This window comes from Arthrobacter ipis, from assembly GCF_014694315.1.
GTDB classification, from domain to species: Bacteria; Actinomycetota; Actinomycetes; order Actinomycetales; family Micrococcaceae; genus Arthrobacter; species Arthrobacter ipis.
In genome coordinates, this window is the sequence record NZ_JAAOXD010000001.1 from 402,816 (window position 1) to 428,067 (window position 25,252).

The 25,252-nt window shown below is 63.4% G+C and carries 38 protein-coding genes and 1 tRNA gene; 8 read left to right on the top strand and 31 right to left on the bottom strand.

Annotated elements, in window-relative coordinates; all coding sequences use genetic code 11:
* The 16 genes from G9E11_RS01850 to G9E11_RS21610 all read right to left on the bottom strand — a co-directional run bounded on the left by G9E11_RS01850 (position 1) and on the right by G9E11_RS21610 (position 9,465).
* Entirely contained in the window at positions 1–384 is a 384-nt protein-coding gene (locus tag G9E11_RS01850; RefSeq protein WP_190602440.1) for a hypothetical protein, read from the bottom strand.
* A gap of 50 nt (positions 385–434) precedes the next feature.
* Positions 435–776, bottom strand: coding sequence for a hypothetical protein (locus G9E11_RS01855; protein WP_190602441.1), 342 nt, complete (start codon positions 774–776; stop codon positions 435–437).
* A gap of 28 nt (positions 777–804) precedes the next feature.
* Positions 805–972: a hypothetical protein gene (locus G9E11_RS01860; RefSeq protein WP_190602444.1), complete on the bottom strand. Its 168-nt coding sequence runs from the start codon at positions 970–972 to the stop codon at positions 805–807.
* Positions 973–1,066: 94 nt separating this feature from the next.
* Positions 1,067–1,732, bottom strand: coding sequence for a hypothetical protein (locus G9E11_RS01865; protein ID WP_190602446.1), 666 nt, complete (start codon positions 1,730–1,732; stop codon positions 1,067–1,069).
* Positions 1,733–1,783: 51 nt separating this feature from the next.
* On the bottom strand, positions 1,784–2,191 hold the full coding sequence (locus tag G9E11_RS01870; RefSeq protein ID WP_190602448.1) for a hypothetical protein: 408 nt from the start codon (positions 2,189–2,191) through the stop codon (positions 1,784–1,786).
* Positions 2,188–2,463 carry a hypothetical protein gene (locus G9E11_RS01875; protein ID WP_190602449.1) on the bottom strand — a complete coding sequence of 92 codons (276 nt, stop codon included), beginning with the start codon at positions 2,461–2,463 and terminating at the stop codon, positions 2,188–2,190. The genes G9E11_RS01870 and G9E11_RS01875 overlap by 4 nt, the downstream gene beginning before the upstream one ends.
* A complete protein-coding gene (locus G9E11_RS01880) occupies positions 2,460–2,834 on the bottom strand; it encodes a hypothetical protein (protein WP_190602450.1) in 375 nt (124 codons plus the stop codon). The genes G9E11_RS01875 and G9E11_RS01880 overlap by 4 nt, the downstream gene beginning before the upstream one ends.
* Positions 2,835–2,840: 6 nt before the next feature.
* A complete protein-coding gene (locus tag G9E11_RS01885; RefSeq protein ID WP_190602451.1) occupies positions 2,841–3,248 on the bottom strand; it encodes a Gp19/Gp15/Gp42 family protein in 408 nt (135 codons plus the stop codon).
* Positions 3,249–3,306: 58 nt separating this feature from the next.
* Complete coding sequence (locus G9E11_RS01890) at positions 3,307–3,459, bottom strand: hypothetical protein (protein WP_190602452.1); 153 nt, start codon at positions 3,457–3,459, stop codon at positions 3,307–3,309.
* A gap of 12 nt (positions 3,460–3,471) precedes the next feature.
* Complete coding sequence (locus G9E11_RS01895) at positions 3,472–4,410, bottom strand: phage major capsid protein (protein WP_190602453.1); 939 nt, start codon at positions 4,408–4,410, stop codon at positions 3,472–3,474.
* A gap of 33 nt (positions 4,411–4,443) precedes the next feature.
* Positions 4,444–4,926 carry a capsid assembly scaffolding protein Gp46 family protein gene (locus G9E11_RS01900; RefSeq protein WP_190602454.1) on the bottom strand — a complete coding sequence of 161 codons (483 nt, stop codon included), beginning with the start codon at positions 4,924–4,926 and terminating at the stop codon, positions 4,444–4,446.
* A 98-nt stretch (positions 4,927–5,024) separates the two neighbouring features.
* The gene (locus G9E11_RS01905; RefSeq protein WP_190602456.1) at positions 5,025–5,744 is read right to left on the bottom strand and encodes a VG15 protein; all 720 of its coding nucleotides are present in this window, start codon (positions 5,742–5,744) and stop codon (positions 5,025–5,027) included.
* Positions 5,728–7,137 (bottom strand): phage portal protein, encoded by a 1,410-nt coding sequence (locus tag G9E11_RS01910; RefSeq protein ID WP_190602458.1) that lies wholly within the window; start codon positions 7,135–7,137, stop codon positions 5,728–5,730. The genes G9E11_RS01905 and G9E11_RS01910 overlap by 17 nt, the downstream gene beginning before the upstream one ends.
* A 5-nt stretch (positions 7,138–7,142) precedes the next feature.
* A complete protein-coding gene (locus G9E11_RS01915; RefSeq protein ID WP_190602460.1) occupies positions 7,143–8,660 on the bottom strand; it encodes a hypothetical protein in 1,518 nt (505 codons plus the stop codon).
* Between the two features lie 22 nt (positions 8,661–8,682).
* Positions 8,683–8,916, bottom strand: a complete 234-nt coding sequence (locus G9E11_RS01920) for a hypothetical protein (RefSeq protein ID WP_190602462.1) — start codon at positions 8,914–8,916, stop codon at positions 8,683–8,685.
* Positions 8,917–9,162: 246 nt separating this feature from the next.
* Positions 9,163–9,465 carry an HNH endonuclease gene (locus tag G9E11_RS21610; protein WP_190602464.1) on the bottom strand — a complete coding sequence of 101 codons (303 nt, stop codon included), beginning with the start codon at positions 9,463–9,465 and terminating at the stop codon, positions 9,163–9,165.
* A gap of 302 nt (positions 9,466–9,767) precedes the next feature.
* Between G9E11_RS21610 and G9E11_RS01930 the strand changes: the two genes are divergently transcribed.
* Positions 9,768–10,085, top strand: coding sequence for a hypothetical protein (locus G9E11_RS01930; protein WP_190602466.1), 318 nt, complete (start codon positions 9,768–9,770; stop codon positions 10,083–10,085).
* A 2-nt stretch (positions 10,086–10,087) separates the two neighbouring features.
* Positions 10,088–10,489, top strand: a complete 402-nt coding sequence (locus G9E11_RS01935) for a hypothetical protein (RefSeq protein ID WP_190602468.1) — start codon at positions 10,088–10,090, stop codon at positions 10,487–10,489.
* A gap of 207 nt (positions 10,490–10,696) precedes the next feature.
* On the opposite strand, the gene G9E11_RS01940 is transcribed toward G9E11_RS01935, so the two are convergent.
* Genes G9E11_RS01940 through G9E11_RS21580 form a run of 8 tightly spaced genes read right to left on the bottom strand, consistent with a single transcriptional unit; the run spans position 10,697 to position 15,482 of the window.
* Positions 10,697–11,095 (bottom strand): hypothetical protein, encoded by a 399-nt coding sequence (locus tag G9E11_RS01940; RefSeq protein WP_190602469.1) that lies wholly within the window; start codon positions 11,093–11,095, stop codon positions 10,697–10,699.
* The gene (locus G9E11_RS01945) at positions 11,092–11,712 is read right to left on the bottom strand and encodes a DUF7341 domain-containing protein (RefSeq protein WP_190602471.1); all 621 of its coding nucleotides are present in this window, start codon (positions 11,710–11,712) and stop codon (positions 11,092–11,094) included. Before G9E11_RS01945 ends, G9E11_RS01940 begins: the two co-directional genes overlap by 4 nt.
* Complete coding sequence (locus G9E11_RS01950; protein WP_190602473.1) at positions 11,709–13,016, bottom strand: replicative DNA helicase; 1,308 nt, start codon at positions 13,014–13,016, stop codon at positions 11,709–11,711. Before G9E11_RS01950 ends, G9E11_RS01945 begins: the two co-directional genes overlap by 4 nt.
* Positions 13,013–14,092: a hypothetical protein gene (locus G9E11_RS01955; protein ID WP_190602475.1), complete on the bottom strand. Its 1,080-nt coding sequence runs from the start codon at positions 14,090–14,092 to the stop codon at positions 13,013–13,015. The genes G9E11_RS01950 and G9E11_RS01955 overlap by 4 nt, the downstream gene beginning before the upstream one ends.
* Positions 14,085–14,495, bottom strand: a complete 411-nt coding sequence (locus tag G9E11_RS01960; RefSeq protein ID WP_190602477.1) for a hypothetical protein — start codon at positions 14,493–14,495, stop codon at positions 14,085–14,087. The genes G9E11_RS01955 and G9E11_RS01960 overlap by 8 nt, the downstream gene beginning before the upstream one ends.
* On the bottom strand, positions 14,495–14,866 hold the full coding sequence (locus G9E11_RS01965) for a hypothetical protein (RefSeq protein ID WP_190602479.1): 372 nt from the start codon (positions 14,864–14,866) through the stop codon (positions 14,495–14,497). Before G9E11_RS01965 ends, G9E11_RS01960 begins: the two co-directional genes overlap by 1 nt.
* On the bottom strand, positions 14,863–15,057 hold the full coding sequence (locus G9E11_RS01970) for a hypothetical protein (RefSeq protein WP_190602481.1): 195 nt from the start codon (positions 15,055–15,057) through the stop codon (positions 14,863–14,865). Before G9E11_RS01970 ends, G9E11_RS01965 begins: the two co-directional genes overlap by 4 nt.
* A complete protein-coding gene (locus G9E11_RS21580; RefSeq protein ID WP_190602483.1) occupies positions 15,054–15,482 on the bottom strand; it encodes a helix-turn-helix transcriptional regulator in 429 nt (142 codons plus the stop codon). Before G9E11_RS21580 ends, G9E11_RS01970 begins: the two co-directional genes overlap by 4 nt.
* Between G9E11_RS21580 and G9E11_RS01980 the strand changes: the two genes are divergently transcribed.
* Both G9E11_RS01980 and G9E11_RS01985 read left to right on the top strand, forming a co-directional pair.
* On the top strand, positions 15,392–16,189 hold the full coding sequence (locus tag G9E11_RS01980) for a helix-turn-helix domain-containing protein (protein WP_246468638.1): 798 nt from the start codon (positions 15,392–15,394) through the stop codon (positions 16,187–16,189). The two genes, G9E11_RS21580 and G9E11_RS01980, sit on opposite strands and share 91 nt — an antisense overlap.
* Positions 16,182–17,366, top strand: a complete 1,185-nt coding sequence (locus G9E11_RS01985) for a tyrosine-type recombinase/integrase (protein WP_190602486.1) — start codon at positions 16,182–16,184, stop codon at positions 17,364–17,366. The genes G9E11_RS01980 and G9E11_RS01985 overlap by 8 nt, the downstream gene beginning before the upstream one ends.
* A gap of 85 nt (positions 17,367–17,451) precedes the next feature.
* On the opposite strand, the gene G9E11_RS01990 is transcribed toward G9E11_RS01985, so the two are convergent.
* The 3 genes from G9E11_RS01990 to G9E11_RS02000 form a co-directional block, all read right to left on the bottom strand.
* Positions 17,452–17,865 (bottom strand): hypothetical protein, encoded by a 414-nt coding sequence (locus G9E11_RS01990; protein ID WP_190602488.1) that lies wholly within the window; start codon positions 17,863–17,865, stop codon positions 17,452–17,454.
* Positions 17,847–18,260, bottom strand: a complete 414-nt coding sequence (locus G9E11_RS01995; RefSeq protein ID WP_190602491.1) for a hypothetical protein — start codon at positions 18,258–18,260, stop codon at positions 17,847–17,849. The genes G9E11_RS01990 and G9E11_RS01995 overlap by 19 nt, the downstream gene beginning before the upstream one ends.
* A 212-nt stretch (positions 18,261–18,472) precedes the next feature.
* Positions 18,473–18,545 (bottom strand) — tRNA-Arg (locus tag G9E11_RS02000).
* A 182-nt stretch (positions 18,546–18,727) separates the two neighbouring features.
* Between G9E11_RS02000 and G9E11_RS02005 the strand changes: the two genes are divergently transcribed.
* The 3 genes from G9E11_RS02005 to ettA are packed head-to-tail and all read left to right on the top strand — an operon-like array spanning position 18,728 to position 21,652.
* Positions 18,728–19,297, top strand: coding sequence for a single-stranded DNA-binding protein (locus G9E11_RS02005; RefSeq protein ID WP_190602493.1), 570 nt, complete (start codon positions 18,728–18,730; stop codon positions 19,295–19,297).
* A 60-nt stretch (positions 19,298–19,357) separates the two neighbouring features.
* A complete protein-coding gene (locus G9E11_RS20900; protein ID WP_246468697.1) occupies positions 19,358–19,924 on the top strand; it encodes a DUF6993 domain-containing protein in 567 nt (188 codons plus the stop codon).
* A 45-nt stretch (positions 19,925–19,969) separates the two neighbouring features.
* On the top strand, positions 19,970–21,652 hold the full coding sequence (ettA, locus tag G9E11_RS02015) for an energy-dependent translational throttle protein EttA (protein ID WP_190602495.1): 1,683 nt from the start codon (positions 19,970–19,972) through the stop codon (positions 21,650–21,652).
* 124 nt (positions 21,653–21,776) lie between these two features.
* Here the strand turns inward: ettA and G9E11_RS02020 are convergent, their stop codons facing one another.
* Positions 21,777–22,748: an acyl-CoA thioesterase gene (locus G9E11_RS02020; protein WP_190602497.1), complete on the bottom strand. Its 972-nt coding sequence runs from the start codon at positions 22,746–22,748 to the stop codon at positions 21,777–21,779.
* A gap of 63 nt (positions 22,749–22,811) precedes the next feature.
* Between G9E11_RS02020 and G9E11_RS02025 the strand changes: the two genes are divergently transcribed.
* Positions 22,812–23,489 carry a DUF8185 domain-containing protein gene (locus tag G9E11_RS02025; RefSeq protein ID WP_190602499.1) on the top strand — a complete coding sequence of 226 codons (678 nt, stop codon included), beginning with the start codon at positions 22,812–22,814 and terminating at the stop codon, positions 23,487–23,489.
* Positions 23,490–23,526: 37 nt separating this feature from the next.
* On the opposite strand, the gene G9E11_RS02030 is transcribed toward G9E11_RS02025, so the two are convergent.
* The 3 genes from G9E11_RS02030 to G9E11_RS02040 all read right to left on the bottom strand — a co-directional run bounded on the left by G9E11_RS02030 (position 23,527) and on the right by G9E11_RS02040 (position 25,252).
* Positions 23,527–24,000 (bottom strand): globin, encoded by a 474-nt coding sequence (locus G9E11_RS02030; RefSeq protein WP_272912715.1) that lies wholly within the window; start codon positions 23,998–24,000, stop codon positions 23,527–23,529.
* Positions 24,001–24,002: 2 nt separating this feature from the next.
* Positions 24,003–24,665 carry a mechanosensitive ion channel family protein gene (locus tag G9E11_RS02035; protein WP_190602501.1) on the bottom strand — a complete coding sequence of 221 codons (663 nt, stop codon included), beginning with the start codon at positions 24,663–24,665 and terminating at the stop codon, positions 24,003–24,005.
* A gap of 107 nt (positions 24,666–24,772) precedes the next feature.
* Positions 24,773–25,252 (bottom strand): OsmC family protein, encoded by a 480-nt coding sequence (locus G9E11_RS02040; protein ID WP_190602502.1) that lies wholly within the window; start codon positions 25,250–25,252, stop codon positions 24,773–24,775.

Genomic DNA, 25,252 nt, shown 5'->3' on the forward strand with positions numbered 1-25,252 from the left:
TCAGATGTCAGCGGCATCGAAACCGAACTGGCCAGCGAACGCTTCCGCCCACTGCCGGTCGAGTTCAGCTATAGCCCGGTCAATCTCCGTGCGCGGGGCGGGGAACGGCTTCTCTTCGCCTGGCTTTCCACCAGCAGCCGCCAGGGATACCTGCTTGAGTCCCTTGACCGCGTGCAGGATCTCCCGCAGTAGGTGCGCCGTCAGATCGAACTCAGCGAAAGATGGCGCCCACTCGCGATCAGACTTAGGTTGAGCGGCGATAATGGCCGCCGTCTCCGGGTCATTGACTATTGCCTCGTTGAGCCTGCAAGCGCTGGGCAGCCCGTCGATGTAATCGAGGAGGGCCACCCAGCGCCCGGCCGCATACCACTCCGCAAGGTCCACGCCGTAAACCTCCTTGAGGTCACAGCGGATCTGCGGACGGTAGCGCCCGATCAGCCCGCGGAGGCGGCGTCTTCCCCCAGGTCGCCGTATGCGTCCTCGTAGTACTTGGACGCGACCTTCACGAGACGCAGGAGCTTCACCCGGGAGAGCTTTTCGGCCCGGAGTAGCGCGGCGTCTTCCTTGCTCAGCCAGTCGTCGAGAACACCCCACGTTGAGGTGAGCTTTTCGATCCTGCTAAGCAGTTCATCAGACTCTTCAGACTCCATGGCCATGAGGTCAGGGAACGTGATGATCTTTGAGCTGGACAGTGCCACGCTGAACGGCTCAACCTCTTTGACTTCCTTGCTGAGCTTGGCGACGGAATACTGGACGGTCGGCTTGTCTACGGCCATGGTGTTACCTCCGGGTGTGAGGGGTGGGTTACTTAGTGGTGGTCTTGGCGGATTCGGCGTCGGCCTTCTTGACCTCGGAGGTCTTGGCCTTCTGCTCGTTCCATCCCTGCGAGCGAAGCGCTGCGGTTTCGGTCGGGATAGCGGTTTCGACGGTCAGCGCGTTGCCGTCCGCCGATTCTTTGGTGAAGCGGGGCATCTCGGCTCCTACGTGAAGAGTGTCCGGGCGTGGTTAGGTACGGTGCGCGCCGCCACACCCGGAGAGCAGCGCGCACCGCGTTTAGAGGACCGGCTTAGGTGCCGGCAGTGAAGCCGAGGGTCGTCTTGTGGACCAAGGCGCCCGTGCCACCGATGTAGTGCTTCACAGGGACTCCGACTTCGGAGTCCGTGAACACGTCAAAGGTCAGCGGCTGCTGGACCGGGTCGCCCGTCCCCCACTTCTGGGAGTCAGTGGAGGCGAGCTTCACCGAGCCATAGCCGCGGCCCAAGATCCAGTTCTCGGCGGCAGGGCCGTCAGAACCGATGATCAGCAGCCGGTACTCGGCTCCTACGGGCAGGTCCGGTTCGTCGAAGACGATCTCGCCCGTCGTGGCCGACTGGGTGACCGCGGACAGGTCCGTGCCGTAGGTGAGCTCCAGCATGTGCTTCCGGCCAGTTTCCAGCGGCGTCATCGTGACCGTCCTGGCAACCTCGGTGATGTCCGAACGGACAGGGGACGCGTAACCGAGCGCGGTCACGTCCTCTTTGCTGATGTCCCGGCCGAACTCGTAACCGTCCGGGGTGACGATGCCGATCGGCAGCCACCCGGCAGTCTTGAGGTCAATCAGGGTACCGGCGCCGGAGAACAGCGTGTCGGGCAGGTCCACGCTCTTCGGAGCGAGGAACGCGATCGCCTTCTGAATCTTCCGGATCAGCTCGCGTGCGTCAGAATCCTGACGGATCGTGTCGAAAGTTGGCATGGCAAATAACCCCTTTCAAGGGCATGAGATTTGTTGGTCCCCGGACGGGGTCTAATTGATGGGCCGCATAGTGACCAGCAAAGTGGCCGTGGCCTTGTTCAAGGTGTCGGACGGGTACGGGACCTCGGAAGGGGTCACATCGGGGTCGATGCGGTCAAGGAATCCGGAAGGCGTCTCGATGTTCTCGCCCACGATGGAAGCGCAAATCGACTCGAGTACGTCCACCGCCTGCTGCCCAGGCGCGTAAAGCTCGACCGTGGCCCGGTCCACCCGGTCCACATACCCCTGAGTGCCGCCAGTGACGTATATCAGGGCCACTGGGTAGGGCCCTTGTGGCGCCCCATACGCGTCAGCCTGCAGCTGGTAAACAGCCCGCACCGGCTTTTCCTCGTGGGTGGAGCCGTCGATCAGGTCGAACAATGCGGATCTGGCTTCGGGGAAGACCAGACCATCGATCATTTCTTCCTCACCTTCATGGCCTCAGCTACGCGAAGCAGGATCCGGTCGCGAGAGTCTTTCCAGTGGTGGTCAACTTCACGGACCACGGCGCCGGCACGTTCCTCGTTGTTCCAACCAGCCGTGACCTTCGACGGCGCCGCCTCATAAGTGGAGTCGCCCACCGCGTTGGCGTTCCCGGCCAGCCGCTGCGCAACGTCCAACACGGCCTTGCCTACAGCATCCGATTGGCCCAGCTTCTTCAGCCCGTTGTCCAAAGGCTCGTATTTGCTCACGCCCGCACCAGCCCAACCTCAGACCCGAACGGCCACTCGCCCGGTCGGCCGTCCACCGACCACTCACCAGCCATCCGTGCACCATCAGGCACGCGGATCCGGTCCGTGGACAGGAAACGGAAACCCGGCCCCCGGTAGAGCACAGCCTTGCCGTCGACGACGTCAGATCGGTCCACAGGGTCAGAGGTCGCCCGGGCGCCAATCAGGCAGCCCGTGACGGTGAGCTCCACCGGCGGCAGCGGGTTGCCTTTCGGATCCCGGCCCCCACCGCGCAGCACCGTCACGTCTGTCAGCCACGACTTCGGGAAGCCCCGAAGAGGGGACATCCCCGGCGCGTGATAATCGCCCGGATACGCGAACGCAACACCCATCCGGAATCACCACGCCTCGAAGGACGCCGGCAAGGCGTCCGGGAACAGGTCGAACTCGAACGCGGCCCCGTCGCCCATCCCCAGCATCTGCTTGTGCAGCTTCGTCAAGTAAAGGTTTCCCTCAGGGTTGGCGAACTGCAGCGTCTGCGAGAACGGGCCAGTTTGCTGCGTCGCCTGGCTGACGCCTGCCATGTCGTCCGGAGACGACATGGACCGCTTCACCATGTCCCGTACAACAAAGTTCGGGACAGCCGCCGAGAGCGTCTCGGCTGTGATCTCAGCGTCGACGGTGGGCTTCACGGCCCGGATGATCAGCGAAGCGTCATCAAGCCGTCGCGTGGCCGCAGTCCGTTCCGTGGAGTCCAGCGGCCGCCACCACGCCTCGAGTTCTTCAATGGTTGCGAAAGCTGCCACTGTGGCCTCCTGCCGGGGCTAAGGCGGGCCGCCACGGGGACGACCCGCCTTGACGGGGTTATTCGGACTTCGCGGCCGTCTTGGTCGCGGCGGCCTTCTTGAAGCCGCTGCCCGCCACCAGCTTGCCGCCCAGCTCGGCGGACACCGTGACCTGTGTGCCCTCGGGGGAGGTCAGCGTGACGGTTTCCTTCTTCTCTTCGGTCTTAGCCATCAGGGCCTCCTATTAGGCGGTGTGGTTGGTGAGCTTGACGAATGCCTCGGTGTCGTTCACGACGAAGCCGTATTCGGCCTCGGCGAGGATCGCCACGAGGTTGTTCTCGAACAAGGACACGAGTTCGCCGTTGATGGTGACCGTGGCCTCGGTGGACACGCGGTAGGAGATACCTCCCACGGCGCCCCATGCAGCCTGGGTCCAGTCGCCGCCGTAGCCGACGATGCCGCCGGTGTTCGGCGTTCCCACGACGACGTCGGTGCCGATGCCCTCGGCGTAGAGCGCCGGCCGGCGCAGCAGGCGGCCGGAGTCCAGCGCGGACCCGTCGTAGGGAGATTCCACGAACAGCGGGCGGCCGTTGAGGTCCACGGCGCTGTTGAGGGTCGGCTCTGCCGTGTCATCGAGGGCCCAGCCGCGGAGCTTCTTGCCGTCGTTCACCAGCAGCCGCAGGGCGCTGTTGAGGTCAGCGTAGATCCCGCCGCTGGCCTGCGAACCGGTGCCCAGTTCGACGGACTTGGTGGTCTGGTCGATGTAGCGGTCGAACGGGCCCGTGCCCGTTCCGTCGCCGCCGGTGTTGTGCAGCGCGGCGAGGTCGAAGGCGATCGCGAATGCCTCGGCGAGCTGGCCGCGGATGTTGGTGACGTAGCCGCCCGGGTTGGCACGGACCGTCTCAGCCGAAACGACCACGATGGAGGTCAGCTTCTCCGGCTTCATCGGCAGCAGGGTCATAGAACCCTTGGATGAGTGCTTGCGCTGGCCCTCACCCGTCCAGTTCGCGGTCGGCTTGCCGGTGACGATCGGGATGTCCTGGCCGGACGCGCCAAGGGCGACGCGCTGCGCCAGGCCCTGCACTACGGACTGGCGGGCAGCCTGATCGAAGATGCCTGCTGCCTGGTCCGGCTTGATGAATCCAGCGAAGTCGCTGGTGGTTGTGGGGGCAGTAATTGCCATGGGGGTCTCCTTGATCCCTAGAAGTGGTACGGGCTACTGGCCGATGCCGAGTGCCCGGCGCAGCGATTCCTCAAGGGCATCGCTGTTCAGTGCAAGGTTTGGGCTGTTCCCCTCGGAGGGAATGACGTAGGAGGCGCTGTTGGCTTCCTGCGTGGCAGCCGCACCAATGAGCCTTTTGACCTTCGCAGCCGATGCTTTGAGGGATTCCTCATCGCTCCCCACCACGAGATCGTGGTAGTCGGCGGGGATACCTTCGGCAGCAATCACTGACAGCCTCGTGCGCTCCTGCTCGAGCTGCGCTGCGCGCTGCTCAGCGGTCGTTGCGCGTTCCTGGATGCGCTCAATCTCGGACTTCTTAGAGTCTTCGATCTTCCGCAACTCTTCGGCTGCCCTGTTGTTTTCTTTCGCCCTGGCTTCCCACTTGCGGGCCTCGACTTTCCAGTCTGTCTCCTGTGCAGAAGCGGCAGGTGCTGCAGGCTCGGCGGGGGTGCCGGCAGTCGGCTCGTTCTCGCTCATTGATGATTTCCTTCCCGTGCGGGATCGACCCGGGCCGTGATGCGCCATGCGGCAGGTGGACCGGGAAACAGTGAAGGCCCCCATGCGGGAGCCTTGGGTTAGTGCTCGACTACGCCGTCACGGACGTGGTCGGGGAAACTGCGGCGCATGGCCGCAGCAATCTCTTTGATGTCGCCGGATCCGGCTTGATCGCGGGCCACTTGGTACATCCGGTAGTACTCGTCGGGGTCATACCCTTCGGGGTAGTCATCCCGCGAGCCCAACGGGGTCGGCACACAGTCACAGTCGCCGTGGTAGTCCGAGCCGTCCGCGGCCTTGGAAGCCGAACGCTCGGAGAGATATACGGCATCGCGACTGGCGAGTGTCAGGCACCAAGCGCATGTCTTAGAGCCGGTCGGAACGCGAGCCCATCGCACGCGGCCACGCCTCGCGTTGCTGGCGATCGTGTCCCGCCCGGGCTGCTTCACGAACTTGTCCACCTGCACGGATAAGACGCCCAACGCCGCGGCCGGCTGCGGCGTCCACAGGTGCCCGGCCGCGTACCGGACCTGCGACGCAACCGTAGCGGCGTCAACGGACCTGGCCAGCGCCGCCCCGGTAGAACCAGTCAGTTCCTCGTACCAGTCGGCGGCCAACGCGGCAGCCACCTCGCCATACTGGGCGACAAGGACCGGCGTGAACTCAAGCAGCGAGTCACGCGCCGCCTCCGGCCGCGCCAGATCCAGCGAGGCAAAGAACGCTTCAAGCGCTTCCTTCACCATTCGGGACAGCTCAGCGTTAGCCGTCCGGAACCTCTCAAGGTCAGACCGTTCCACCATCCGCAGCTACCTCCTGCGCGGGCGCCCGCCTGGACGCCGCCGCTGCCACAAGCGCGTTGATGCTATTGCCGGCGGCCTTACGTTTCTGCTCGTCTTGGAACCGGACGATCTGCTCCCGGGTGAGTCCGGCCGTTTCCAAACCGACTTCGGACTCTGCGAAGCCGGGGATCGCCGCGGCCCGCTTCGTGAACGCGTCAGCGGCCGCCGTCGGCGAAACCATCGACGGGTCCGTGAACATCGCCGTGAGCTTCAGCAGCGGCTCCGGCGTCACATCAAGCCCGTCACGCAACCGCACAGCCAACTGCACCGCCTTGACCGCACCCTGGCCCCACGAACGGTTAGCCTGACGGGCATCGATAATCAGGTCTTCCTTCGCCGCGTAGATGGCCTCAGCTGAAGACGGGTTGTCATGGATGATCCCCAGCGACGACGGAGACAAGCCCTGATCGCCGCAGAACAGCATCGCCCACATCTTCAGGTGATCCACGTGCGGGACCATGCTCGCGCCCTCAAACCGCTTGACGTCCGGCACTTCGCCCGTCTCCGAGTTCTCGGTCAGACCGAACACGCGGCCCATCACGGCCTTGAACCGGGCATTCCCGGCGAAGGCCTTGGCTGATGCCCCCAGGAGCCAGTACTGCGGCGCGGAGAAGCCTTCTGCCTGCACCTCGGACCGGAGGACGGTGCGGAGCGCGGCGTCTGTGTAGTCCATCGCCGCCCGCGAGATCCGGGAATGACCGAAGGGCCGCTTCAGATCGGGCTTGTGCACCAGCGGGGCGACGGTGACTTCCCGCAGGGGGTTGCGCCGGATGTCGACCTGCCAGCCACCTGCCGGTTGCCGGGTCAGCGTGACCACCTTCTCAGGACGGTACATCACCATCTCAGTCGGCATGTCGGCCTCATCGACGGACACGACAGCCAAGAACCCGCGCACGGCCCGCCGCCGCGAATCCCACAGCCCAGCCGACGCATCCGCGGCCCTTGGCAGGATCAAAGCCTCTGGCTCACCCGATGCCACATCCCCCTGCGAAACCGTCAGGAACGCGCACGCATGAATGGCCGACGACTGCACCGCCTGCGGGAACTCATTGTAGAACTGGTTCGCCGTCAGGACAGACTCAATCGAGTAGGGGTCATCCACCATGCCTGGGGACACGAACCCTTCAAGGTTCGAGCGGTCCACCAGGGCGTTCACGCCCTTGGCGACCCACCCGAGCGTTGTGCCGAACTGCTGCAGCTGCGGAGGGATCGAGATGCCGAAGTCCTTGAACGCCTGCTTACCCTCAAAGTAGACGGTCCGCAGCACGTTCCGGTTGCGCTTCGCGTTCCAGACACTGACCAGTTCCTCGAGAAGGCGGGCATCATCATGGTCCAACGCGAGAGGGGCCTGCATGGGAATCAAAAGACCTCCACCTCACCTTCGCTGCTCGATTGTTCGTCATCGTCGTTGACGGTTGGCCGGCGGCCGAACTTGACCGCTCCGAAGTGCGCGCACGTTGCCGCCATCGTTGGTGTGAGGTCGACCGAGAAGTCGCGACGGTTCCACTTCCACGCGCCTCCCTTGCCGAATTTCTCCTTGACCGCTCCCGCAATAGACACGTCCAAGTGCTCCTGCCCGAAGTGGGTCATTGAACGATCCTTGGTGACCGCGTCATACAGTCCGCCGCACGCCTGGGACAGCTCGGCGGGGCCCAGTACGAAGACCTTCATCTTCCGCTTCTTGAGCAGGGGCTCCAGCGACCGGGCCGGGGTGTATGCGTCCAGCACGACCGGGATCCGGCGCTTGCATCGCTTCCACAGCCACTCCACGATCTGCTCGGAAAGCATCTCGTCGAACCGGACGTCGTTGTCATCCGTGTCCACGAGCTCCACGTGCACCCCATCAGGAGCCCAGGCAGCGGCCGCCAGCGTGATCGCCGTGCGCTCCGGGTTCATGTCCAGCCCGAAAGCGGCCAGCGGCCAGTCCTCGGGGACTTCTGCCAGCCGCCGAGCGTCCCAAGCCTTCTTCGGGATCGCCGACTCAAGGGATGCAGGCTCCGGCCACATGTTCAGGCGTTCCCGGGCGAAGGACCGCGGCGACCATCGGCTATGCTCGCCCTCAATCGTCCGCTGGGTGATGCGCCGGCCAAGAGCGGGGTTCGACTCAGCCCAGTGCTTCCGGTCTGCCACGAATAGCTTCAGGTCAGCCTCGGTCATGGAATCGACGTCGCCCACAGCGGAATGCTCCACCCACGCGACGCGCTTATCCTCGCCCGTGATCGCACCGTTGCGGACCTTCATGAACGGGGCGCCGCGCTCACTGATTTCCCGCGGCGGGGTGCCCATGTAGATCGTGACGGGATCGCCAGAGGGAGAGGCGGAGATAGTCGGCTCGAGCGCTTCCTGCTCGTCTTCCTCGTATTCCTGCGCCTCATCGATCACGAGGACGTCGAACGAAGAACCACGCCCGGCGCCGCCAGTGCGGGCACCAAGCTCGATCAGGCCGCCGTTGTACAACTCAATAGCTTCCTGGCCGTTGGTCTTCCGGACCTCCTTGACCAGCGCATTGAGCTCCGGGTACTTCGCCTGTGGATCGTTCTTCTGCGTGCCGAAGAAGTGCATCAGACGCTTGAACGCCTTCCGGGCAGAACCCAGCAAGTGCGAGGTGTGCAGGATCTTCAACTCGAGGGCGACCATCAGGTACAGCTCGACGATTTCCAGCCCGCCGTTCTTGCCGTTCTGCCGGGGGACAGAGACAGCCCACGTCGAGGCACACCACAGCCCATCCTTGCCCTTGCGGAGCCAAGACCGGACCACGTTCGCCTGCCACGGATCCGGGATCAGGTGGTAGCCGGAAGCAAACTCCAGAGCCAGTTCGGCATGCTTCGTCGTGTAGCCGCGGGGAGTCGGAGCCGTGTCGAAGCGTGGTTCCTGCAAACCTCGAACCACACTGCACCGCCTACGCTTGGATCTTCCCCATGAGCTTCTGCAGGGGGGTCACATTGTCGGGGAGTAGTCCCGGCTGGCCAGATGCCTTCGCGGCCCCTTCCACGGGGGCGAGCTTCCCAAGGATGTTCGTGAAAGCGAGCGCCTGCTGCCGGGCCTCAGCCAACGGCGCCTGGAACTTCACCTCGACGTTGATGTTCAACGAGCCATCGTCCTCGATTTCACGGTTGAGAACTCGGAACTGCATGAGTTCAGGACGCCCTTGCCCTGAATGATGTTGTCGAGCTCGTCAAGACGATCAGCCAGGCGCGCAGCCTCGAGGACCAGCGCGTTCCGAGGCACATCCTCAGTCGCCAGGGCCTCCCACAGGGCCAATCCGCGCACGCCGAGGCCGGAGGGAACGTCCACGGCGGCCTCCTGTGCGTGCTCGGGGGGATATTTTCGCTATCGCCTGGGGGCGACGGGCGGGCGGGGTGGGGGATGGGGCCCTGGGTCACCATTTCCGGCTGGTGGAAAGTGGTTTGCGGGTCAAGACGCCCGCTGCACGTGGTGCCGCACGGTTCCCTTTGGACTGATTGCAGGCTCTGCAGATCACGTCGAGCGGTCCGTTGTCGTGGCCTAGCGTTCCGAATGGGATCACATGGTCGACCTCGGCACTGTTGGGTTTGAGGCTCAGGTCGTAGTCGAGCTGGCACCTGCAGTATGGGCAGTGTGTGCGTCCGTGGGCTTGGGCTTCCCGCAGGGCGTGTGCTCGGCGTCTCTTCCATGTGGCTGTGCCAGTGCGTGAGGTAGCCATCAGGGGTCATCGTCATCGATGGATTGGCGGTCACTGCGCATGTGTAGCTCTGGGGGTGTGGTGTATGAGTGGGCGTGCTCTGCTTGGGCTGGCCCTGCACCCTCTGGCCCGAACTCTTCAGGCTCGGACATGGCTGCTGCTGAGGCTTCTAGCCAGGCGCAGATAGCGCGGTATAGGCGCATGCCTAGCCTCCGATCAGACGGTTACTGCCTCGTACGCGACTTTGGATTTGCGCCTTGTAGGCCCTGTGCCGGGGTGCCATTCTTTTGTTGCATCGAGGCGAATGAGAAGGGACAAGGGCAATGACTACGGAGCCAGGCGATCAGGGGCTGTTCAACGCCATTGACAAGGCGCGAAGGTATATGCCCGAGATTGAACCGGAAGGCAGGGCGGATTCAGACGCGGTGAGGAGCGGACTGCGTGAAGCTACCGTGGCTGTGGACCGTGACTATTTTCCCGGGACCATTCGTGAGGCAATGATCGAAGCGACGTCTGAGGCCACGGTGCTGGGTGTTATGGCGCGTCAGGCGTTCGATGAACCGCAACTCGATAGGGCCGACATCGAAGCAATCAAGGAGTTCTTCAAATGGATATTCAACGGGGCAACCAGGCCTAGGTAGTCGTGGACAAGGAGGAGGTGCCGTATCCACGGAGCGCCGCCCACGCGAACCATGTTCGGTGGGAGAAGTTCTGCGCCTATCTTGGAGCCGGCCTCGGTGGCTTGATCTTGTTTGGGGATCTTGCGAAGGATGCATTTGCAAATGCGGACTACACGATTCGTGCCATGTTCATCACGGCCGCGGTAGCTGCTGGCGCCGCCATTGGCCGGGCCTACTGGGGCTTCACTCACGCAGACTATGAATTGTCACGAGCGGGATATGAGGGGCCTGATAACCAGAACCTCGATACCCCGGGCTGGGTCGTTAAGTCAGAGACCATGTCATTCTTTTTCTACTGGGTTGGGGCAGCCTTGCTCGCATGCGCGACGGCCCTCTTGTTCGTCGCAGCATGGACGGGCCCGTAGGGAATTTCTATACCATGGCCGGTGGGCTGGCGGCGCGCAATGCCCACAGCAAGGCCCTGGCGGGGCGGCGGGCGGGAAACTTCGCAGGCTGCTGTCAAAGGAAGAAGCCCCGGAGTGGGGGACTCCGGGGCTTCACGACGTTTTGGGTACAGGTATGCGCTGTGCCATCAGTCTAGTAAAAGCTGGCCATACTTACAAGCGTGTAAGTTAGCCGCGCTGTTTCCGCTTGTGGAGCCACTGGCGGGGGCTCCACAGGTCGGGCACGACGTAACCGGGGCCGCCGCCGGGCCGCTGGAGTGTCCTTCGTGGCGGCTTGCACGTCTCTTCGATGCAGTACGGGCATGCTTCCTCTTCGTCGGCCTTGAAGGTGTTGGGCATGATGATCTTCACCTTGGCTCCACAGAGGGCGGCCCGGTAGTTGTAGGTGTCTTCGATAAAGTACGGCTCCCGCAGTCTCAGCTCGCTCTGGGTCGGCCGGACGGCGTGGATAGTTCCGGGCTCATCGGGCACCTGAGGTGTTCGCGCACCTGCTTGCCTGTCGAAGGGCATTGACCAGCTGGTGAGGCCGGCCTTGTAGATGGGAGCGGACGAGTCGGCAGGGGTCATGCTGCAGCCTTTCCGAGGTTGAGGGCGAGCGAGTGCAATTCTGCTCCTGCCCAGGTAGTTCCGCAGGCTCCGCATCGGGCTTCGGCTCCGGTGGCAGTGATCGCGGTGTTGCGGACGTATTCGCCGTCCTCCCATGTCCAAGCGTGTGAGGCCCCGCATGCTTCGACTGGGCACGCACCGACGATTTCCGTGCGGCGGACTGGGTTGAGGAGTTGCTCGATTGCTGACGCCCATGCCGTCGCCGAATGAAGGCACTTCTGGGCGCTCTCCCCGCCGACGTCAGACTGGGTCCATGCCGCCCATTTCTGCAGTTTGGACTCGGCGCTGAGCTTGGGTTCGTCTCGGCCGGTGATTGCGATGTGCATGGTCGCCAGGGTTTCCCGGATCTCAGCCCAGAGTCCGAATGCTGGGATCGCGATGGGGGAGCGGGAGCCGGAGGACCCGCCAGTGGACGGGCGCCGGCCAGATGCGATTTCCTGGCGCAGCTGCTCGAAGAGGCTGAGCTCCGTTGGGTAGCTCTTGATCCCGGTGTCTGGATCGACGTGCGTGGTCCGGTGGTCACGTGTAAGCCGGTGCACGGTTGCGTTGAGAATGTCGATGGTCGGGGTGGTGTTCAAGATGCTTCCATTCCATAGCGGTAGTCGTTGGCGCCCAGGGACATGCTGTTGACTGAGGCGAAGTGCGGGCGCCAGGCGAGGCGGATCTTGCCGGTTTCGCCGTGGCGGTTCTTTTCGATGATCAGTTCTATTTCGCCTTCCATTTCTTGGTCGTCGCGGTGGAGCAAGATGATGTTGTCCGCGTGCGCCTCGATGCCGCCGGACTCCCGCAGGTCGGCCATAGTGGGGCGCGTGTCAGATCGCTGTGTGGATCCGCGGTTCACCTGCGCGAGCGCTAGGACATGTGTGTCGAACTCCTTCGCGAGGTGCTTGCAGTCCTCGGCGATCCGGGATACCTGGCGCTCCCGCATATCCCGAGGATCGGCGGGGGCGCACAGCTGCAGGTAGTCGAGGACGACCAGTGGGACGGGGCCACGCCTAGCCCACGTTCGGACGGTCGCCCGGACCTGGGCCATAGTGATCCGTGAGGCTTCCTCTATGTAGACCGGCCAATCGGCGGCCCTCGCAGTGAGGCGTGCGATCTTAGCCCAGTCGGCCTCGCCAAGGTTGTGGGAATTGATCTTGTGGAGGTCGATTCCTTCCGAAGCTGCGGCCATGCGTCCGACCACTTCGTGTTCTTTCATCTCAAGTGAGAAGAAGCCCACACCGTACTCCGCCGCGGCGACGGCCGCGCAGCCGGCGACGAGGGACTTGCCCACAGCTGGCCGGGCGCCCATGACGGTGAGCTGGCCGGGGTGCCAGCCACCGTTGAACTTGTGGTCGAGCTCTGACCATCCGGTCGGGTAGGAGCGCCCCTTCGGCGCTGACCAGAGATTCACGGCGTCCTCCAGCGCTGCCGAGAACGTCCGGATCCTGATGCCCGTCGCTTCGTTGGCTGTCGCGTCGAGGGTTACCCGTGCCTCGTCCAACACGCCTTCAGTCTCATCCCATGCAGCGGTGGCCGACATCTGCTGCAGCTTCAGCCCGACGTCTGCCAGACGCCGGAGCCTCGCGGTTCCGGTGACAATGCTCGCGTAGTGGCCGGCGGCCGAACGGACCGGGGCTGCTTCCATGCACTGGTGCAGGTACGTCGCCTCCAGCCCCTTGATGGGCGAGGAGATGAGTTTCTGCGACACGGCGAGCGCCGTGACCGGACGTCCCGCCCGAGATTCGGTCAGGATCATGTCCCACAGTTGCTCGTGCTGCGGCGAGTAGAAGTCCTCGGCCTTCAGGTTGACCTCTTCCAGCGCTCGCTGGTCCAGCAGCACGGCCCCGATGACGGCACGTTCAGCGTCCACGTCCTGCCGCGGCGTCCTGTCGGTCATGCTGCCACCCCCAATTTCCGTTTAGCTTCCGCCAGGCGCTCGGCGTTGTGCAGCGCCCGTTGTTCCTTCTTCCACGCGATTTCACCAGCGACGTCCAGCCCTTCCGGCGGTGTCCCCGGCTGCCAAACATCCCGACCCAGGACCGCATCCACGTCGATCTCACCGTGAAAGCCGGCGGCCGGAGCCTTTGCCCCGACGCCGGCCTTTGCCTTGAGCTGGTCGAACTTCTCCCGGAGCTTCGACATGGACAGAATATTGCCCCGCCAGAACTCATCGCTGGTGGCCCACCGGATCATCCACGAGACCTGCTTGACGTCATAGCCATCCCGGTCCAGAAGAAGCCTGGCCGCGTCGCGGTTCTTCTTGTTCCTAGATGGCCTCTTGGAGCCGTTCGCCTCCAAGCAGGAATCAAGAAGATCAAGGAGTTCCTCAACGTCGGGTCGCGGGATTTCGTCAGAAATCTCCGACGAAGAAGTATCTTCTTTAGAAGATGTAGCAGTAGCAGTAGCTGTTCGCATAGAAACGCTATTCAGATCCTTTGCCAAGGGCTTTGCCAAAGCGCTTCCATAATCCTTGTCCTGTTCTTGCCTAAGCCCGCGGCAAACCGCTTTCATATCGCTTGCCTTAGCCTTGAGGATCGTCCGCACCTTCGGATGCCCCCAGAGGGCGAGATCCGGCTGCTCAGAATGAAGCTTCTGGATCTCGAAGGCAAAGAATTCCTTAATGGCGGAAGACGCGATGCCGGCGAAGTCGTTAGCCATCGTGACGTGAAGACGGGGGTGCTTCACGACCCCGTCGTGCCTGGCGAACGATCGGACAAGCACCTCCTCAGTGGAGTCGTCGGCGAAGACGAATGCTGCCGCTGACAGCTCGGCAGCATCCCCCAAGACATCGTCGACAGTCCGGCCTCGGGTCAGGGCGGCGAGGCGACCGGGCCGCCAGTCAGCCACGCCAGCGTAGTTCAAGGTCGGGTGGGTCAGGATCAGCTGGTAAAGGTGCTGGGCGCCCATTGAGAGGGCCCGCCAGTCCTCGTCGGCCCACAGGTCGACGCGGATGTTCGCACGGTCTCTAGCCAACGCGTAGCGCTCCTTCCGCTGTCTGGAATTCTTCGATCGACTGTCCGGAACGCCGGTACGCCCGGTAGTCGGCGGCAGACCATTCGCCCGTTGCCACCAGTGCCCGCAGTCTGGCGACTGGCGGTACCCCGTGGCCGTCGACATGGTCGGCGGCGTTCGCCTCCAAGGTTCCGCATCGCCGAAGGCGGACGCCCTCGTTCTCCAGGATGTGCGCCTTCAGATCGCCGGGGTAGGCGGGCCGCTTATACGGCTTTGAATGAAACGCCAGAACAGCCTCTGACGCGTCTTTGAGAGAGTGCTGACCGAGGATGTCGAACCAGGCACAAATCTGTTCGGGCGTGAACGTTCGGGCCTCCAGCAACTCGAGCTTCCCCAGCACATAGCGAAGTTCGCTCAGGTCCATCAGTTCCCATCCTTGTCTTCCTCGACGGCAGTTCCGAGCGCATCCTTGGCCATGATCAGCAGGTCAGCCGCGAGTTCGATCGCTTGCAGCGGCATGAGGTGAGTATCAGACTCACCCGGTTCCTTAGACGTCCATAGGTCGATGCTTCGACTGTTCGTGGCGGCGTTCCACACTGGGGTCACGATGTACTGACGATTGACGACGTCGTTACCGATCCAACGCTGCTCGCTGCCCTTGGTCATGGCGAAGCCCACGGGCGGGATTGGCCAAGGGCCAAGCTCGTCCAGCATCCGCATAAAGGTGGGGAAGTCGCCGGCCATATCGCCCAGTTCTCGCAGCGTGGCCGGCCTCTTGATAGCATTGGTGCTCACAGGAATCGCTCCTTCTTAACGGTTGTTGATTCTTCGGCCGTGGCGTGTTCTTTGGCGAGAGCGCCACGGCTTTCTTCTGTCTCATACGGGTTCTTCGCGGCAACTGCGGCACCGTTCAGTGGTCCTTCGCGAGATGTTCCGTGCCAGTAGCCGGATTCCCACGCGCCGGCTAAATCGGCTTCGGTGATCATGCCGACGCCTTGGATTCATCCAACTGGGACTCCTCCCAAGCGAGTACGTCAGCCAAGCGGTAGCGCAAATGCTTGCCAATTCGCATTGCACGCGGACCTTTGTGGTAGACCCTCCATCCGTAGATTGTTTGTAAAGGAACGCCCACTCGATCCGCCAAGTCTTGGGGGGATAGGTGTCGCTCATGGCCGTTGGGTGCGGACTGCGTACTCAATGGAAATGGCCTCCTTGTTCGAGCCCGATTGTTCGTGCTGGAATCGACGGTATTCGAATCTGATGAAAGATACAAGTCAAAGTCGAAAGGCAGATATTCGATTTTGAGTGTATGCTCAACCCATGAACTCCACACCCGATGAAGAGATAGGCCTGCGACTCCAGCAAGTGCGGGAGCGTCAGAACCTGAACCAAGCGCAGGCTGTGCGCGCATTGCGTAGCGTCGGCCTTGTTTGGTCACAAGGCACTTTGTCTAAGGTCGAATCCGGCATTCGCCCCGTCCGACTCGCTGAGCTGCCGTCGATTTCTAGGGCCCTGGGTGTCAGTCAGAGTGACTTGCTTGCACCAGAGGATCCCATTGCAACCACTCTGGAGCGGATGAGAGTCGTGGAGTCAACGGCGAGGGAGGCGTACTCGGACCTCCGATACCGATACTTGAGCGCAGCGGCTACGAGGCGAAGCATCCAGCTCCTGGTTGAGCTCTCGGAAGGTCGACCAGGCCCTTACGCGGTCTCCTGCTCTTCGACGCGGTTCCTTCAGGATGGCCTGCGTGATGAATATTCCGCCACCGGCCTGTCTCCGGAAGACGCTTTGGCTCGCATGGGTGTCAATTTCGTTGCATCGGAGGGGGTCAAGGTCGAATCGGAAGATGACTGGCAAGCGATCAACGACTCGCTCCCCGAGGATTATAAGTTGGCTCTGGGGTGGGAGGACGTCGAACGTATGCGGGAGGCGCCAGCCGATTCAGGGTACAACTCAATCGCACATATTCAACGGACTCTGACCGAACACGCCATGGGGAAGGCCCTAGAGGCCAAGTTCCCACAAGTTACGTTCACTGCTGCAAATGAGCCAAGGCTGGGATACCACTTCAAGGAAAATCTGGTGATCTCCGGGATTCAGGAGTCCGATGATGCCTAGGCCGCCGCTGCAGATCGGGACTTGGGGCAAGATCAGCAGGGACGAGGTCTCGCCAGGCGTATGGCGTGCGATGGCCAGATTCAGAGACTTTGATGGAGTGACCCGCAAAGTCGAGGCCCGGGCGATCGCCAAGTCGAAGAATGACCGCGGCTCGAAGGCGGAGCAGACATTGATCTCCGCGTTGAAAGAACGGGGGATGCCGGCCGGTGAGGACATCACGGCGGATACCCGGCTGAATAGGTTGGCGGAGGTTTGGTGGGTTGAGTTCATGGATCAGGACCGCGCTATCAACACGCAGCGGCGCTACCGGGAAGTCCTTGACTCCTACGTCAGCCCCGGGGTCGGCGGGCTTGCGATCAGAGAGGCGACGGTATCTCGTCTGGATCGCTTCCTCAAGGCGACGAGGACGAAGCACGGCAACGGATCTGCGAAACTCGCCAAGACCGTCTTGTCGGCCATGCTCGGTCTTGCGGCACGCCACGGTGCCATCGCATCTAATCCTCTTCGGGACGTAGCGAAAGTCCCTGTGAACCGGAAAGAGGTGCGGGCGCTGACCGTGGAGGAGGCGGCCGCTCTTCGAGCCGGCTTGGGCCAATGGCAATTGGACTCGAGTCCCCGCGGACGCAAGCGGCCGAACGACCTGCTTGATGTAGTCGATATCATGCTCGCTACCGGTGCCAGGATAGGCGAAGCCTTGGCGCTCAGGTGGAAGGACATTGATCTGAAGGCGGAGCGGCCGACGCTCACCGTTACGGGGACAGTTATTTACGTGCCGGGGGAGGGGATGACCATTCAGGAGCATCCGAAGTCGACCAACTCGAGGCAGCGTTACTACCTGCCCGCGTTCGCGGTGGAAATGCTGCTCCGGCGCCAGGTTCAGCAGGTCATGGCCAACCCTTGGGACGTCGTGTTCCCGTCCGCTACGGGCACGCTGAGGGATCCGGGAAACTTCCGGAAGCAGTGGCGCTCAGCCCGCGATGACATCGGCTTCCAGTGGGTCACCCCGCACACGTTCCGAAAGTCCGTCGGCACGCTGCTGGCCAAGTCCGAGGGCATGGCGTCAGCGTCAGCCCAGCTGGGCCACTCCAGTGAGCAGATCACCAGCCGCCACTACGTCCAGAAAACTCATGAGGCGCCCGACATGACCGCGCTACTACAGGCCTTTGGTCGGCCATAACGAAAACGCCCCCGGATCAGAAGACCGGGGGGCGTCTTTTCGCCCTATCCCTGCTGCCAACAATGGCACGGTATTTGGGAATGAACTAGGCCAGGGCGTACTCAGACGAGTTCATGGCTGACATGATGTCAGATCCCGACGTGTGATATGTGCGTCCTGGATTCAGCCGCATCATCTCGAGCCAGTCGCGGACGGTGATTCCGCCAACGATGTCCACGAGATCTTCAGCCCTCCCGGACGAATCGGTTGTCTTCATGTAGATGATGTGGACGCGGTCATCAAACGCCGTGGCGAGGACAACGCAGTCGCGCCCTACTCGTTCCATTCGATGAATCGCCACGACAGCGGCTTCATCTGAACCCGCTACCACCATCGGAATCTCCCCGTCATCATCGATAACGGCGGCTTCGGCTAGATCGCGATGGAAGCTGGGGTTCAGCATCAGATTTGAAATGCTGCGTGCCGCTGCGGCGCGAGATGTCATATCTTCTTGCTCCATTCCTTTTTCCATTCTGCGTAGCGGGGGAACACGTTGTGTGATGCATGCCCGTGTGCCCTTATTAGATCATCATGCGAGTCGATGGGGTACATCTCGTTGATTTTTGTCTCGGCGACCCTCAAGTGATGCCAGTGGTGGACATGGTAGTTGGCGTGAGAAGAACAGGCCCTGATGACGTCTACCTCCTTGCCTCGTACAGACGAGTATGTGAGCAACCCCATGCTGAAGCTGACGGGTTCATCGCGGCAAAAGAACGTTCGGTTAATGCCCAAAACTTTGTCCTCGTCATCGAGATACATTTTGATCGGCGCTGGCCGGAAGCAGTCCGGGCATTCCTTGACGTCGCCGTCGTGAACGCTGTACTTACCGGGCGTGACCTTATCGTGCTTAGCCAATTCTGTTTTCCCCAAACTTCCGCGCTGGGCGGAGGCTCCCCCATAGTTCCAAGGGTTCCATCGTATGCCACAACGTCCCCATGCCATTCGCAAGGACTCACTGATAGGACCGCGTTATCAAAGCGGTGGGTAACCGGTGGATCGGCCGAATGCCAGCCAAAAACAGAAGTGGCTCTGATCTACGTTTCCGCAGGTCAGAGCCGCTTTTTCTGTGCCCCAGGAGGGAATCGAACCCCCGACCGGCGGATTAGAAGGCCGCTGCTCTATCCCCTGAGCTACTGGGGCAACTGGTTTCCCGGCTTCCCGGGTGCCTGAAAAAGTCTACATTGCCTGCGGGCCCGTCGGCGGCACCGGGGAGGAACGTTTCGGTTATCCACATACAGCATTGCGTACCTCCCGGCGGTCGCGTCGGCGGTTGATGCTGGAAGTGCCTGCTAGGGCAAGACACTTCGAGACAGGACACCAAGATGAGTGACAACGTTACGGTCCGGGGCTTCGTGGCCACGGAGATCCGCAGTTCCACAACTCCCGGGGGCGTTCCTACCGCCTCATTCCGCCTCGGTTCGGCTGAACGGCGGTACGACCGGACGGCCAACGCCTGGGTGGACGGCAATATCAACTGGTTCACCGTCCAGGGATACCGGCAGCTGGCCGGGAACATGGGCTGCAGCATCAAGAAGGGTCAGCGCGTAGTCATCGTGGGCAAGCTGAAGATGCGCAGCTGGGAGAAGGACGGCCGCATCTACCACGACGCCGAGATCGACGCGGACGCGGTGGGCCACGATCTCAAGTGGGGCACCGCCAACTTCATCCGCAATTCCGGCAACCCGCAGGCCGCTGACGGATTCGGCTCCGCGAACGGCGACCGAAGCGTTTCCGGATCCTCTGGCGAGGCCGGGGACGGCTCCGACGAGGACCGGGAGGAAGGGGACGAAGCCGAAGAGGACGCGGCTGCGGCGGGCATCTTCCTCGACGGCGCAGGCGACGAGTTGCAGCTCGACCCCGAAACGGGCGAACTCACGGGAGCCGCTGCCTGAACACCGGCGGCGTGCGGCACTGCACCCCCTGGCGGTGCCGCATGGCAGAATGGCAGCGTGATGCGAGCGACTACCATTCAGCGGAACAAAGCACTCCGCGGCAATGCCACTGATGCCCGGGGAAATGCCAGGAAGGTTGCCGTCCGGCTCGCATTGGCGGTTGTTGTCGTGTCGCTAGCCGCCGCCTGCACGGCACCGGCAGATCAGGCGACCGGGAACAAGTCGGCGCAAGCGCAGACCGCCGGGGAACAGGCGGCCACGCTGTCAGCCACGGCGGCCACGGCCTCGGCGAAACCGTCGGCGTCTGCGGCAGCCACCAAGGCCGCTTCCGGGGCCACGGCCGCGCTGCAGCGCACCATGGCTGACGTCCTGGGAAGTGTAGTCGCGGCCAACCCCAAGCCTGCTACGGCGGACATCACCTCAGCCCTGACGGCGGCAGGCGTTCCGGAGCGGAGCCTCGAGGTCTCGGCAGGGCGCACGCCCACCGGACTCGAGGTGGATTCCATGGAGGCGGCGGCTGTCCAGGCCAAGGAATGCGTGATTGGCCAGATCCGCGATGGGAAGGTGACGGTGACCGTGCTGCCGGCGCTGTCGAACGGCAAGTGTTTCGTAGGAGCCGCCGGCTGAGCCCGGAATGTGAGATATCACCGCCAACCCACTAGATTTGGAACCATGGCGGAATTTATCTACACAATGACCAAGGCCCGAAAGGCTGTTGGCGAAAAACTTATTCTCGACGACGTCAGCATGTCGTTCTTCCCGGGCGCCAAGATCGGCGTCGTTGGCCCCAACGGTGCCGGTAAGTCCACCATCCTGAAAATCATGGCCGGCCTGGACACCCCCTCCAACGGCGAGGCGCGGCTGAGCCCCGGCTACACGGTCGGCATCCTGCTGCAGGAGCCGCCGCTGAACGAGGAAAAGACCGTCCTGGGCAACGTCCAGGAAGGTGTGGGCGAGATCTACGGCAAGATCCAACGCTTCAACGCAATCTCCGAGGAGATGGCCAGCCCGGACGCGGACTACGACTCGCTCCTCGAGGAGATGGGCCACCTGCAGGAGGCCATCGACTCCGCCGATGCCTGGGACCTGGACTCCCAGCTCGAGCAGGCCATGGACGCCCTCCGCTGCCCGCCGGCCGACGCGGATGTCACCCTGCTCTCCGGTGGTGAGCGCCGCCGCGTGGCCCTCTGCAAGCTGCTGCTGCAGAAGCCGGACCTCCTGCTCCTCGACGAGCCCACCAACCACCTCGACGCCGAGAGCGTGCTGTGGCTGGAACAGCACCTCTCCTCCTACGAGGGCGCAGTGCTCGCCGTCACCCACGACCGGTACTTCCTGGACCACGTCGCGGAATGGATTGCGGAGGTGGACCGCGGGCACCTGTACCCCTATGAGGGCAACTACTCCACCTACCTGGAGAAGAAGCGCGCCCGCCTGGAAATCCAGGGCAAAAAAGACGCCAAGCAGGCCAAGCGCCTCGCCGAGGAACTCGACTGGGTCCGCTCCAATGCCAAGGGCCGGCAGACCAAGTCCAAGGCGCGTCTGGCCCGCTATGAGGAAATGGCGGCCGAGGCCGACCGCACGCGGAAGCTGGACTTCGAAGAAATCCAGATCCCGCCGGGACCGCGCCTTGGCGGCGTGGTGCTGGAAGCCAAGAACCTGCAGAAGGGCTTCGACGACCGCACCCTGATCGACGGACTGTCCTTCTCCCTGCCCCGCAACGGCATCGTCGGCGTCATCGGCCCGAACGGTGTGGGCAAGTCCACACTGTTCAAGACCATCGTGGGCCTTGAACCCCTCGACGGCGGCGAGCTGAAGATCGGCGACTCGGTCAAGATCTCCTACGCTGACCAGAGCCGCGGCGGCATCGACCCCAACAAGACCCTGTGGGAAGTTGTTTCCGACGGCCTGGACTTCATCCAGGTGGGCAACGTTGAAATGCCGTCCCGCGCCTATGTCGCGGCGTTCGGGTTCAAGGGACCGGACCAGCAGAAGAAGGCAGGCGTGCTCTCCGGTGGTGAGCGCAACCGCCTGAACCTGGCGCTGACCCTCAAGCAGGGCGGAAACCTGCTCCTGCTCGACGAACCGACCAACGACCTCGACGTCGAAACCCTCAGCAGCCTGGAAAACGCGCTGCTGGAGTTCCCGGGCTGCGCCGTCGTGGTCTCCCACGACCGCTGGTTCCTGGACCGGGTGGCCACCCACATCCTCGCGTACGAAGGTGACGAAGAGAACCCGTCGAAGTGGTACTGGTTTGAAGGCAACTTCGAATCCTACGAGGAGAACAAGGTGCAGCGCCTCGGCCCCGACGCCGCCAAGCCGCACCGGGTCACGCACCGCCGCCTGACCCGCGACTAATCGAGCCGCGTCTAATCGAGCCGCGGCTCATCCAGCGGTGAAATCAGGCGCTGAGCGCGAATAAGGCCGGCCCCGGGTTGACGAGATCAACCCGGGGCCGGCCTTTTCGTGTGCCCGAAGTCCGTCAGGCCTTGCGCATCTGGTGCTGCAGGATCTTGGTCTGCACGGCGCCGGCCACCTTGCTCTTGATGTCCGTCGGCACGCGGACCATGCCCTCCTGCGCCACGGATGCCACATGCAGGCCCTCGCGGTTGAAGATCTTGCCGGTCGCCAGGCCCCGCGCTCCCTGCGCGCTGGGCGATTCCTGCACGTACAGGAGCCACTCGTCAACGCGGACGGGACGGTGCCACCACATGGCGTGATCGAGGCTCGCCACGCTCATGCCCGGCGTGATCCAGCTCAAACCGTGCTTGCGAAGAATCGACTCGAGCAGCGTGTAGTCACTGGCGTAGGCCAGCGCGGCACGGTGCGTATTGGCGTTGTCCGGCATGGGGCTGAAGGTCTTCATCCACACGGCGTTGCGCGCTTCCTTCTTCCCCGTGGCCGCCACATACAGTGCGGGATCCACATGGCGGATGTCGAAGGGCCGTTCGTACGACCAGTGCCGGGCGACGGGGTGGTCGAACTTGCCCAGCAGGTCGGCCGTGCTGGGCAGCGTCTCCGGATCCGGAATGCCGGCAGGCATCTCGGACTGGTGCTCAATGCCGTCATCGCCGGCCTGGAATGAGGCGATCATGGACAGAATCGGCGTGCCGTCCTGGTAGGCATGCACGCGCCGGGCGGAAAACGAGCGGCCGTCCCGCAGGCGCTGGACGCCGAAGGTGATGGGCTTGTTTGCGTCTCCGGGCCGGAGGAAGTAGCCGTGCATGGAATGGACGGTGCGGTCCTCGTCCACGGTGCGCATTCCCGCGACCAGGGACTGGGCCAGGACCTGGCCGCCGAAGACGCGCTGGTGCGGCTGGCGCTGCGACGGACCCATGAAAATATCCTCGTCGGTGCGGGCGCCTTCCAGCTCGCCGAGGTCAAGCAGTTCGAGGAGGGAGTTTGTGGGGTCATTCGTGGGTAAGGCCTGCAATCCGGCGTCCGCTTCAGTCATGGTTTGACTCTAGACGGCACCCCGGCACCGCTCAACCGGGCCCCAGCCGGTAGTGTTCTTAACGTGTCTGATCTCCTTACCCAGTCTTTCCGCTTCGCCGACCCCCGCGACCTCGCCGATCTGAAGACCTTTGTCACCCGCGCCAAGTCCATCGACGACGGCGCCATCCGCCTGCAGGCGGCCGGCACGGTCCTGGCTGCCTATGTGTGTGTGCTCCGGCCCCGGATCCTGGGGGAGTCCACACCCACGATTCTTGGCTTGCGCACGATGGGACTGGCCGAGCCGTCCGCCGTTGATGTCACGGTTCCGCTCGCAGCTGTTTTGGACCGGCTGGCCCGGGCGGGGGAGAACGACGCCGATCTTCCGGTCCCGCCGTCGACCGTCACCGAGTCATGGGCCGGCGTGGGTGCGCCGCGCGGCGGCTGGGAACTCGTGGACTCCGTGCCTGACGCCGAACTGCGGCAGGCCGCCGAGGCCGGCATCGCCGAGGTGGCTGGCATCGTTCCGGACAAACCCGGAGCCATGGTCGTGAACAACGCCCGGGCCGCCGTCTGGGGACGCGGGCTTGAGGGGCGGCACGGGGTGCCGGCCGGAGCGGCTTTCGCCGCCCTTGCCCTGGGATTCCTGGGCGGAGACGAACTGAGCGGGGACGAACAGAAGCTCTACCGTTCCGGGCGCTGGTTCCGGCTCAGCGGAAACCGCGGGCACGTGCTGGCACGTACCGGCGCCGGTCTGCTTTAGGCCGCCGATACCCGGCGGCGCGAAGCAGCAGCCGGTCTTAGCCCTGCGCCTCGGACGGGCTGTTCACCATCGAGAGCGCGGCGCGTTCCATGTAATCCCACAGCGTTCCCTCATGCAGCGGCGGCAGGTCCAGGGAATCGACCGCCGTCCGCATGTGGTGCAGCCAGCGGTCCTTCGCCTCGGGCGTCACCCGGAACGGCATGTGGCGCATCCGCAGCCGGGGATGGCCGCGCTCCTCGCCGTAGGTGGTGGGGCCGCCCCAGTACTGCTCCAGGAACATCAGGAACCGCCGCTTGGCCGGGCCCAGGTCCTCCTCCGGGTACATGGGGCGCAGCAGCGGATCGGTGGCCACGCCATCGTAAAAGACGTCAATGAGCTTCACGAAGGTCTCATGGCCGCCGACGGCGTCGTAAAAGTTGTCCGTGTAGCCCGGCTGGCTGAAGGGGTCGTTGCGCATCAGCGGCTTCCGGACCCCCGGCTCGGGCGGGGTGGGAAGGGATGGAATGGTCATGGCTATTCTCCGGCCTTCTGCTGGGGTGCGTGCTCGGCTTCCGCAGCCGTCTCTTCCGGCTCCACAGGCGGGACGTAGTTGCCCTGCGAGCGGTTGCCCACACGGAGGATCTCACCGTTGCGGAGATACCAGATGGCGCCGTTCTCGTCGCGGACGCGCGTGATCCGCAGTCCGATCGACTCCACGACGCCCACCACTTCGCTGGTTTCGATGATGTCGCCGATGCCGTACTGGTCCTCAATGGTGATGAAGATGCCAGCGAGGAAGTCCCTGATCAGCTGCTGGGCGCCAAAGCCGATGGCGATACCGAGGATTCCCACGCTGGTCAGCAGCGGTGCCACGTCGACGTCGAGGTTTTTCAGCATGTAGATGGTGGTGATGACGGCGATCATCACGCCGATGCCGCTCTTCAGCAGCGAACCGATCGTGTTGGCCCGCTGAACACGCCGCTCATGGTCGAGGGCGCGCAGCGCCGGCGCCACCCAGCGGAAATGCGGCTTCTTGAACAGCGACGTGCCGCTGGCCACACGCTTGGTGATCCTGGCGATCAGGAAACTGGCGATCAGCCACAGGAGTATGCCTGCGCCAAGGCTGATGGCCACGCCGGCCAGGTCGAGTCCGGTGGGCTCCAGTGAGGCGGAGGGCGCGGTGAACATGCTGTGCATCTGCTGGAAGGCTCCTTGCTGCTGTCCGGTGGCGGCCCGTCTCCGCGCTTTCCGGGGAGGCCGGCCGCTCTTTGGTTGCCCTTAAGCCTAACGGGGTCTGCCGCTGGCTAAGGACTCCCGGCTGTGGTAACGGGAGCGTGCACGATAGGGAAATTTACGCTACGGGCAATGAAGCACACCTGGTTGGCCTCGTGGTGCATCCGGTCCGCCAGCGCGATGTGCCCCGGATCCGCAACCGTCACTTGCGGGCGCAGTGTTACGGTTTCGAACTGGCCGCTGCCGTCCCGGTTGAGGCGCATCATGCCGGTGGCGTTGTCCTCATAGGACAGGACCACCACGCCATGCTTCACCGCAACATGCAGGAAGGACAGCATGTGGCACTGTGCCAGCGCCGTCAGCAGCAGCTGCTCGGGGTTGTACCGGGAGCGGTCGCCGTGGAAGGTGGGATCGGCCGAGCCCTGCAGGACCGGCAGCCCGGGAATTTCGATGTCGTGGTCCCGGGAGTAGTCCCGGTAGGACGACGTGCCGCTTCCCAGGTTGCCGGTCCAGCGGACCGTCAGCGCATAGTGGTGTTCGTTGAGTGCCAT

Bases quoted from the DNA above. Each gene is read 5' to 3' on its own strand.
- G9E11_RS01855 (WP_190602441.1), bottom strand. From the start codon at position 776: ATGGCCGTAGACAAGCCGACCGTCCAGTATTCCGTCGCCAAGCTCAGC.
- G9E11_RS01860 (WP_190602444.1), bottom strand. From the start codon at position 972: ATGCCCCGCTTCACCAAAGAATCGGCGGACGGCAACGCGCTGACCGTC.
- G9E11_RS01865 (WP_190602446.1), bottom strand. From the start codon at position 1,732: ATGCCAACTTTCGACACGATCCGTCAGGATTCTGACGCACGCGAGCTG.
- G9E11_RS01870 (WP_190602448.1), bottom strand. From the start codon at position 2,191: ATGATCGATGGTCTGGTCTTCCCCGAAGCCAGATCCGCATTGTTCGAC.
- G9E11_RS01880 (WP_190602450.1), bottom strand. From the start codon at position 2,834: ATGGGTGTTGCGTTCGCGTATCCGGGCGATTATCACGCGCCGGGGATG.
- G9E11_RS01890 (WP_190602452.1), bottom strand. From the start codon at position 3,459: ATGGCTAAGACCGAAGAGAAGAAGGAAACCGTCACGCTGACCTCCCCC.
- G9E11_RS01895 (WP_190602453.1), bottom strand. From the start codon at position 4,410: ATGGCAATTACTGCCCCCACAACCACCAGCGACTTCGCTGGATTCATC.
- G9E11_RS01900 (WP_190602454.1), bottom strand. From the start codon at position 4,926: ATGAGCGAGAACGAGCCGACTGCCGGCACCCCCGCCGAGCCTGCAGCA.
- G9E11_RS01905 (WP_190602456.1), bottom strand. From the start codon at position 5,744: ATGGTGGAACGGTCTGACCTTGAGAGGTTCCGGACGGCTAACGCTGAG.
- G9E11_RS01910 (WP_190602458.1), bottom strand. From the start codon at position 7,137: ATGCAGGCCCCTCTCGCGTTGGACCATGATGATGCCCGCCTTCTCGAG.
- G9E11_RS01920 (WP_190602462.1), bottom strand. From the start codon at position 8,916: ATGCAGTTCCGAGTTCTCAACCGTGAAATCGAGGACGATGGCTCGTTG.
- G9E11_RS21610 (WP_190602464.1), bottom strand. From the start codon at position 9,465: ATGGCTACCTCACGCACTGGCACAGCCACATGGAAGAGACGCCGAGCA.
- G9E11_RS01930 (WP_190602466.1), top strand. From the start codon at position 9,768: ATGACTACGGAGCCAGGCGATCAGGGGCTGTTCAACGCCATTGACAAG.
- G9E11_RS01940 (WP_190602469.1), bottom strand. From the start codon at position 11,095: ATGACCCCTGCCGACTCGTCCGCTCCCATCTACAAGGCCGGCCTCACC.
- G9E11_RS01950 (WP_190602473.1), bottom strand. From the start codon at position 13,016: ATGACCGACAGGACGCCGCGGCAGGACGTGGACGCTGAACGTGCCGTC.
- G9E11_RS01960 (WP_190602477.1), bottom strand. From the start codon at position 14,495: ATGGACCTGAGCGAACTTCGCTATGTGCTGGGGAAGCTCGAGTTGCTG.
- G9E11_RS01970 (WP_190602481.1), bottom strand. From the start codon at position 15,057: ATGATCACCGAAGCCGATTTAGCCGGCGCGTGGGAATCCGGCTACTGG.
- G9E11_RS01980 (WP_246468638.1), top strand. From the start codon at position 15,392: ATGAACTCCACACCCGATGAAGAGATAGGCCTGCGACTCCAGCAAGTG.
- G9E11_RS21580 (WP_190602483.1), bottom strand. From the start codon at position 15,482: ATGCGCGCACAGCCTGCGCTTGGTTCAGGTTCTGACGCTCCCGCACTT.
- G9E11_RS01985 (WP_190602486.1), top strand. From the start codon at position 16,182: ATGCCTAGGCCGCCGCTGCAGATCGGGACTTGGGGCAAGATCAGCAGG.
- G9E11_RS01990 (WP_190602488.1), bottom strand. From the start codon at position 17,865: ATGGAGCAAGAAGATATGACATCTCGCGCCGCAGCGGCACGCAGCATT.
- G9E11_RS02005 (WP_190602493.1), top strand. From the start codon at position 18,728: ATGAGTGACAACGTTACGGTCCGGGGCTTCGTGGCCACGGAGATCCGC.
- G9E11_RS20900 (WP_246468697.1), top strand. From the start codon at position 19,358: ATGCGAGCGACTACCATTCAGCGGAACAAAGCACTCCGCGGCAATGCC.
- ettA (WP_190602495.1), top strand. From the start codon at position 19,970: ATGGCGGAATTTATCTACACAATGACCAAGGCCCGAAAGGCTGTTGGC.
- G9E11_RS02020 (WP_190602497.1), bottom strand. From the start codon at position 22,748: ATGACTGAAGCGGACGCCGGATTGCAGGCCTTACCCACGAATGACCCC.
- G9E11_RS02030 (WP_272912715.1), bottom strand. From the start codon at position 24,000: ATGACCATTCCATCCCTTCCCACCCCGCCCGAGCCGGGGGTCCGGAAG.
- G9E11_RS02035 (WP_190602501.1), bottom strand. From the start codon at position 24,665: ATGCACAGCATGTTCACCGCGCCCTCCGCCTCACTGGAGCCCACCGGA.
- G9E11_RS02040 (WP_190602502.1), bottom strand. From the start codon at position 25,252: ATGGCACTCAACGAACACCACTATGCGCTGACGGTCCGCTGGACCGGC.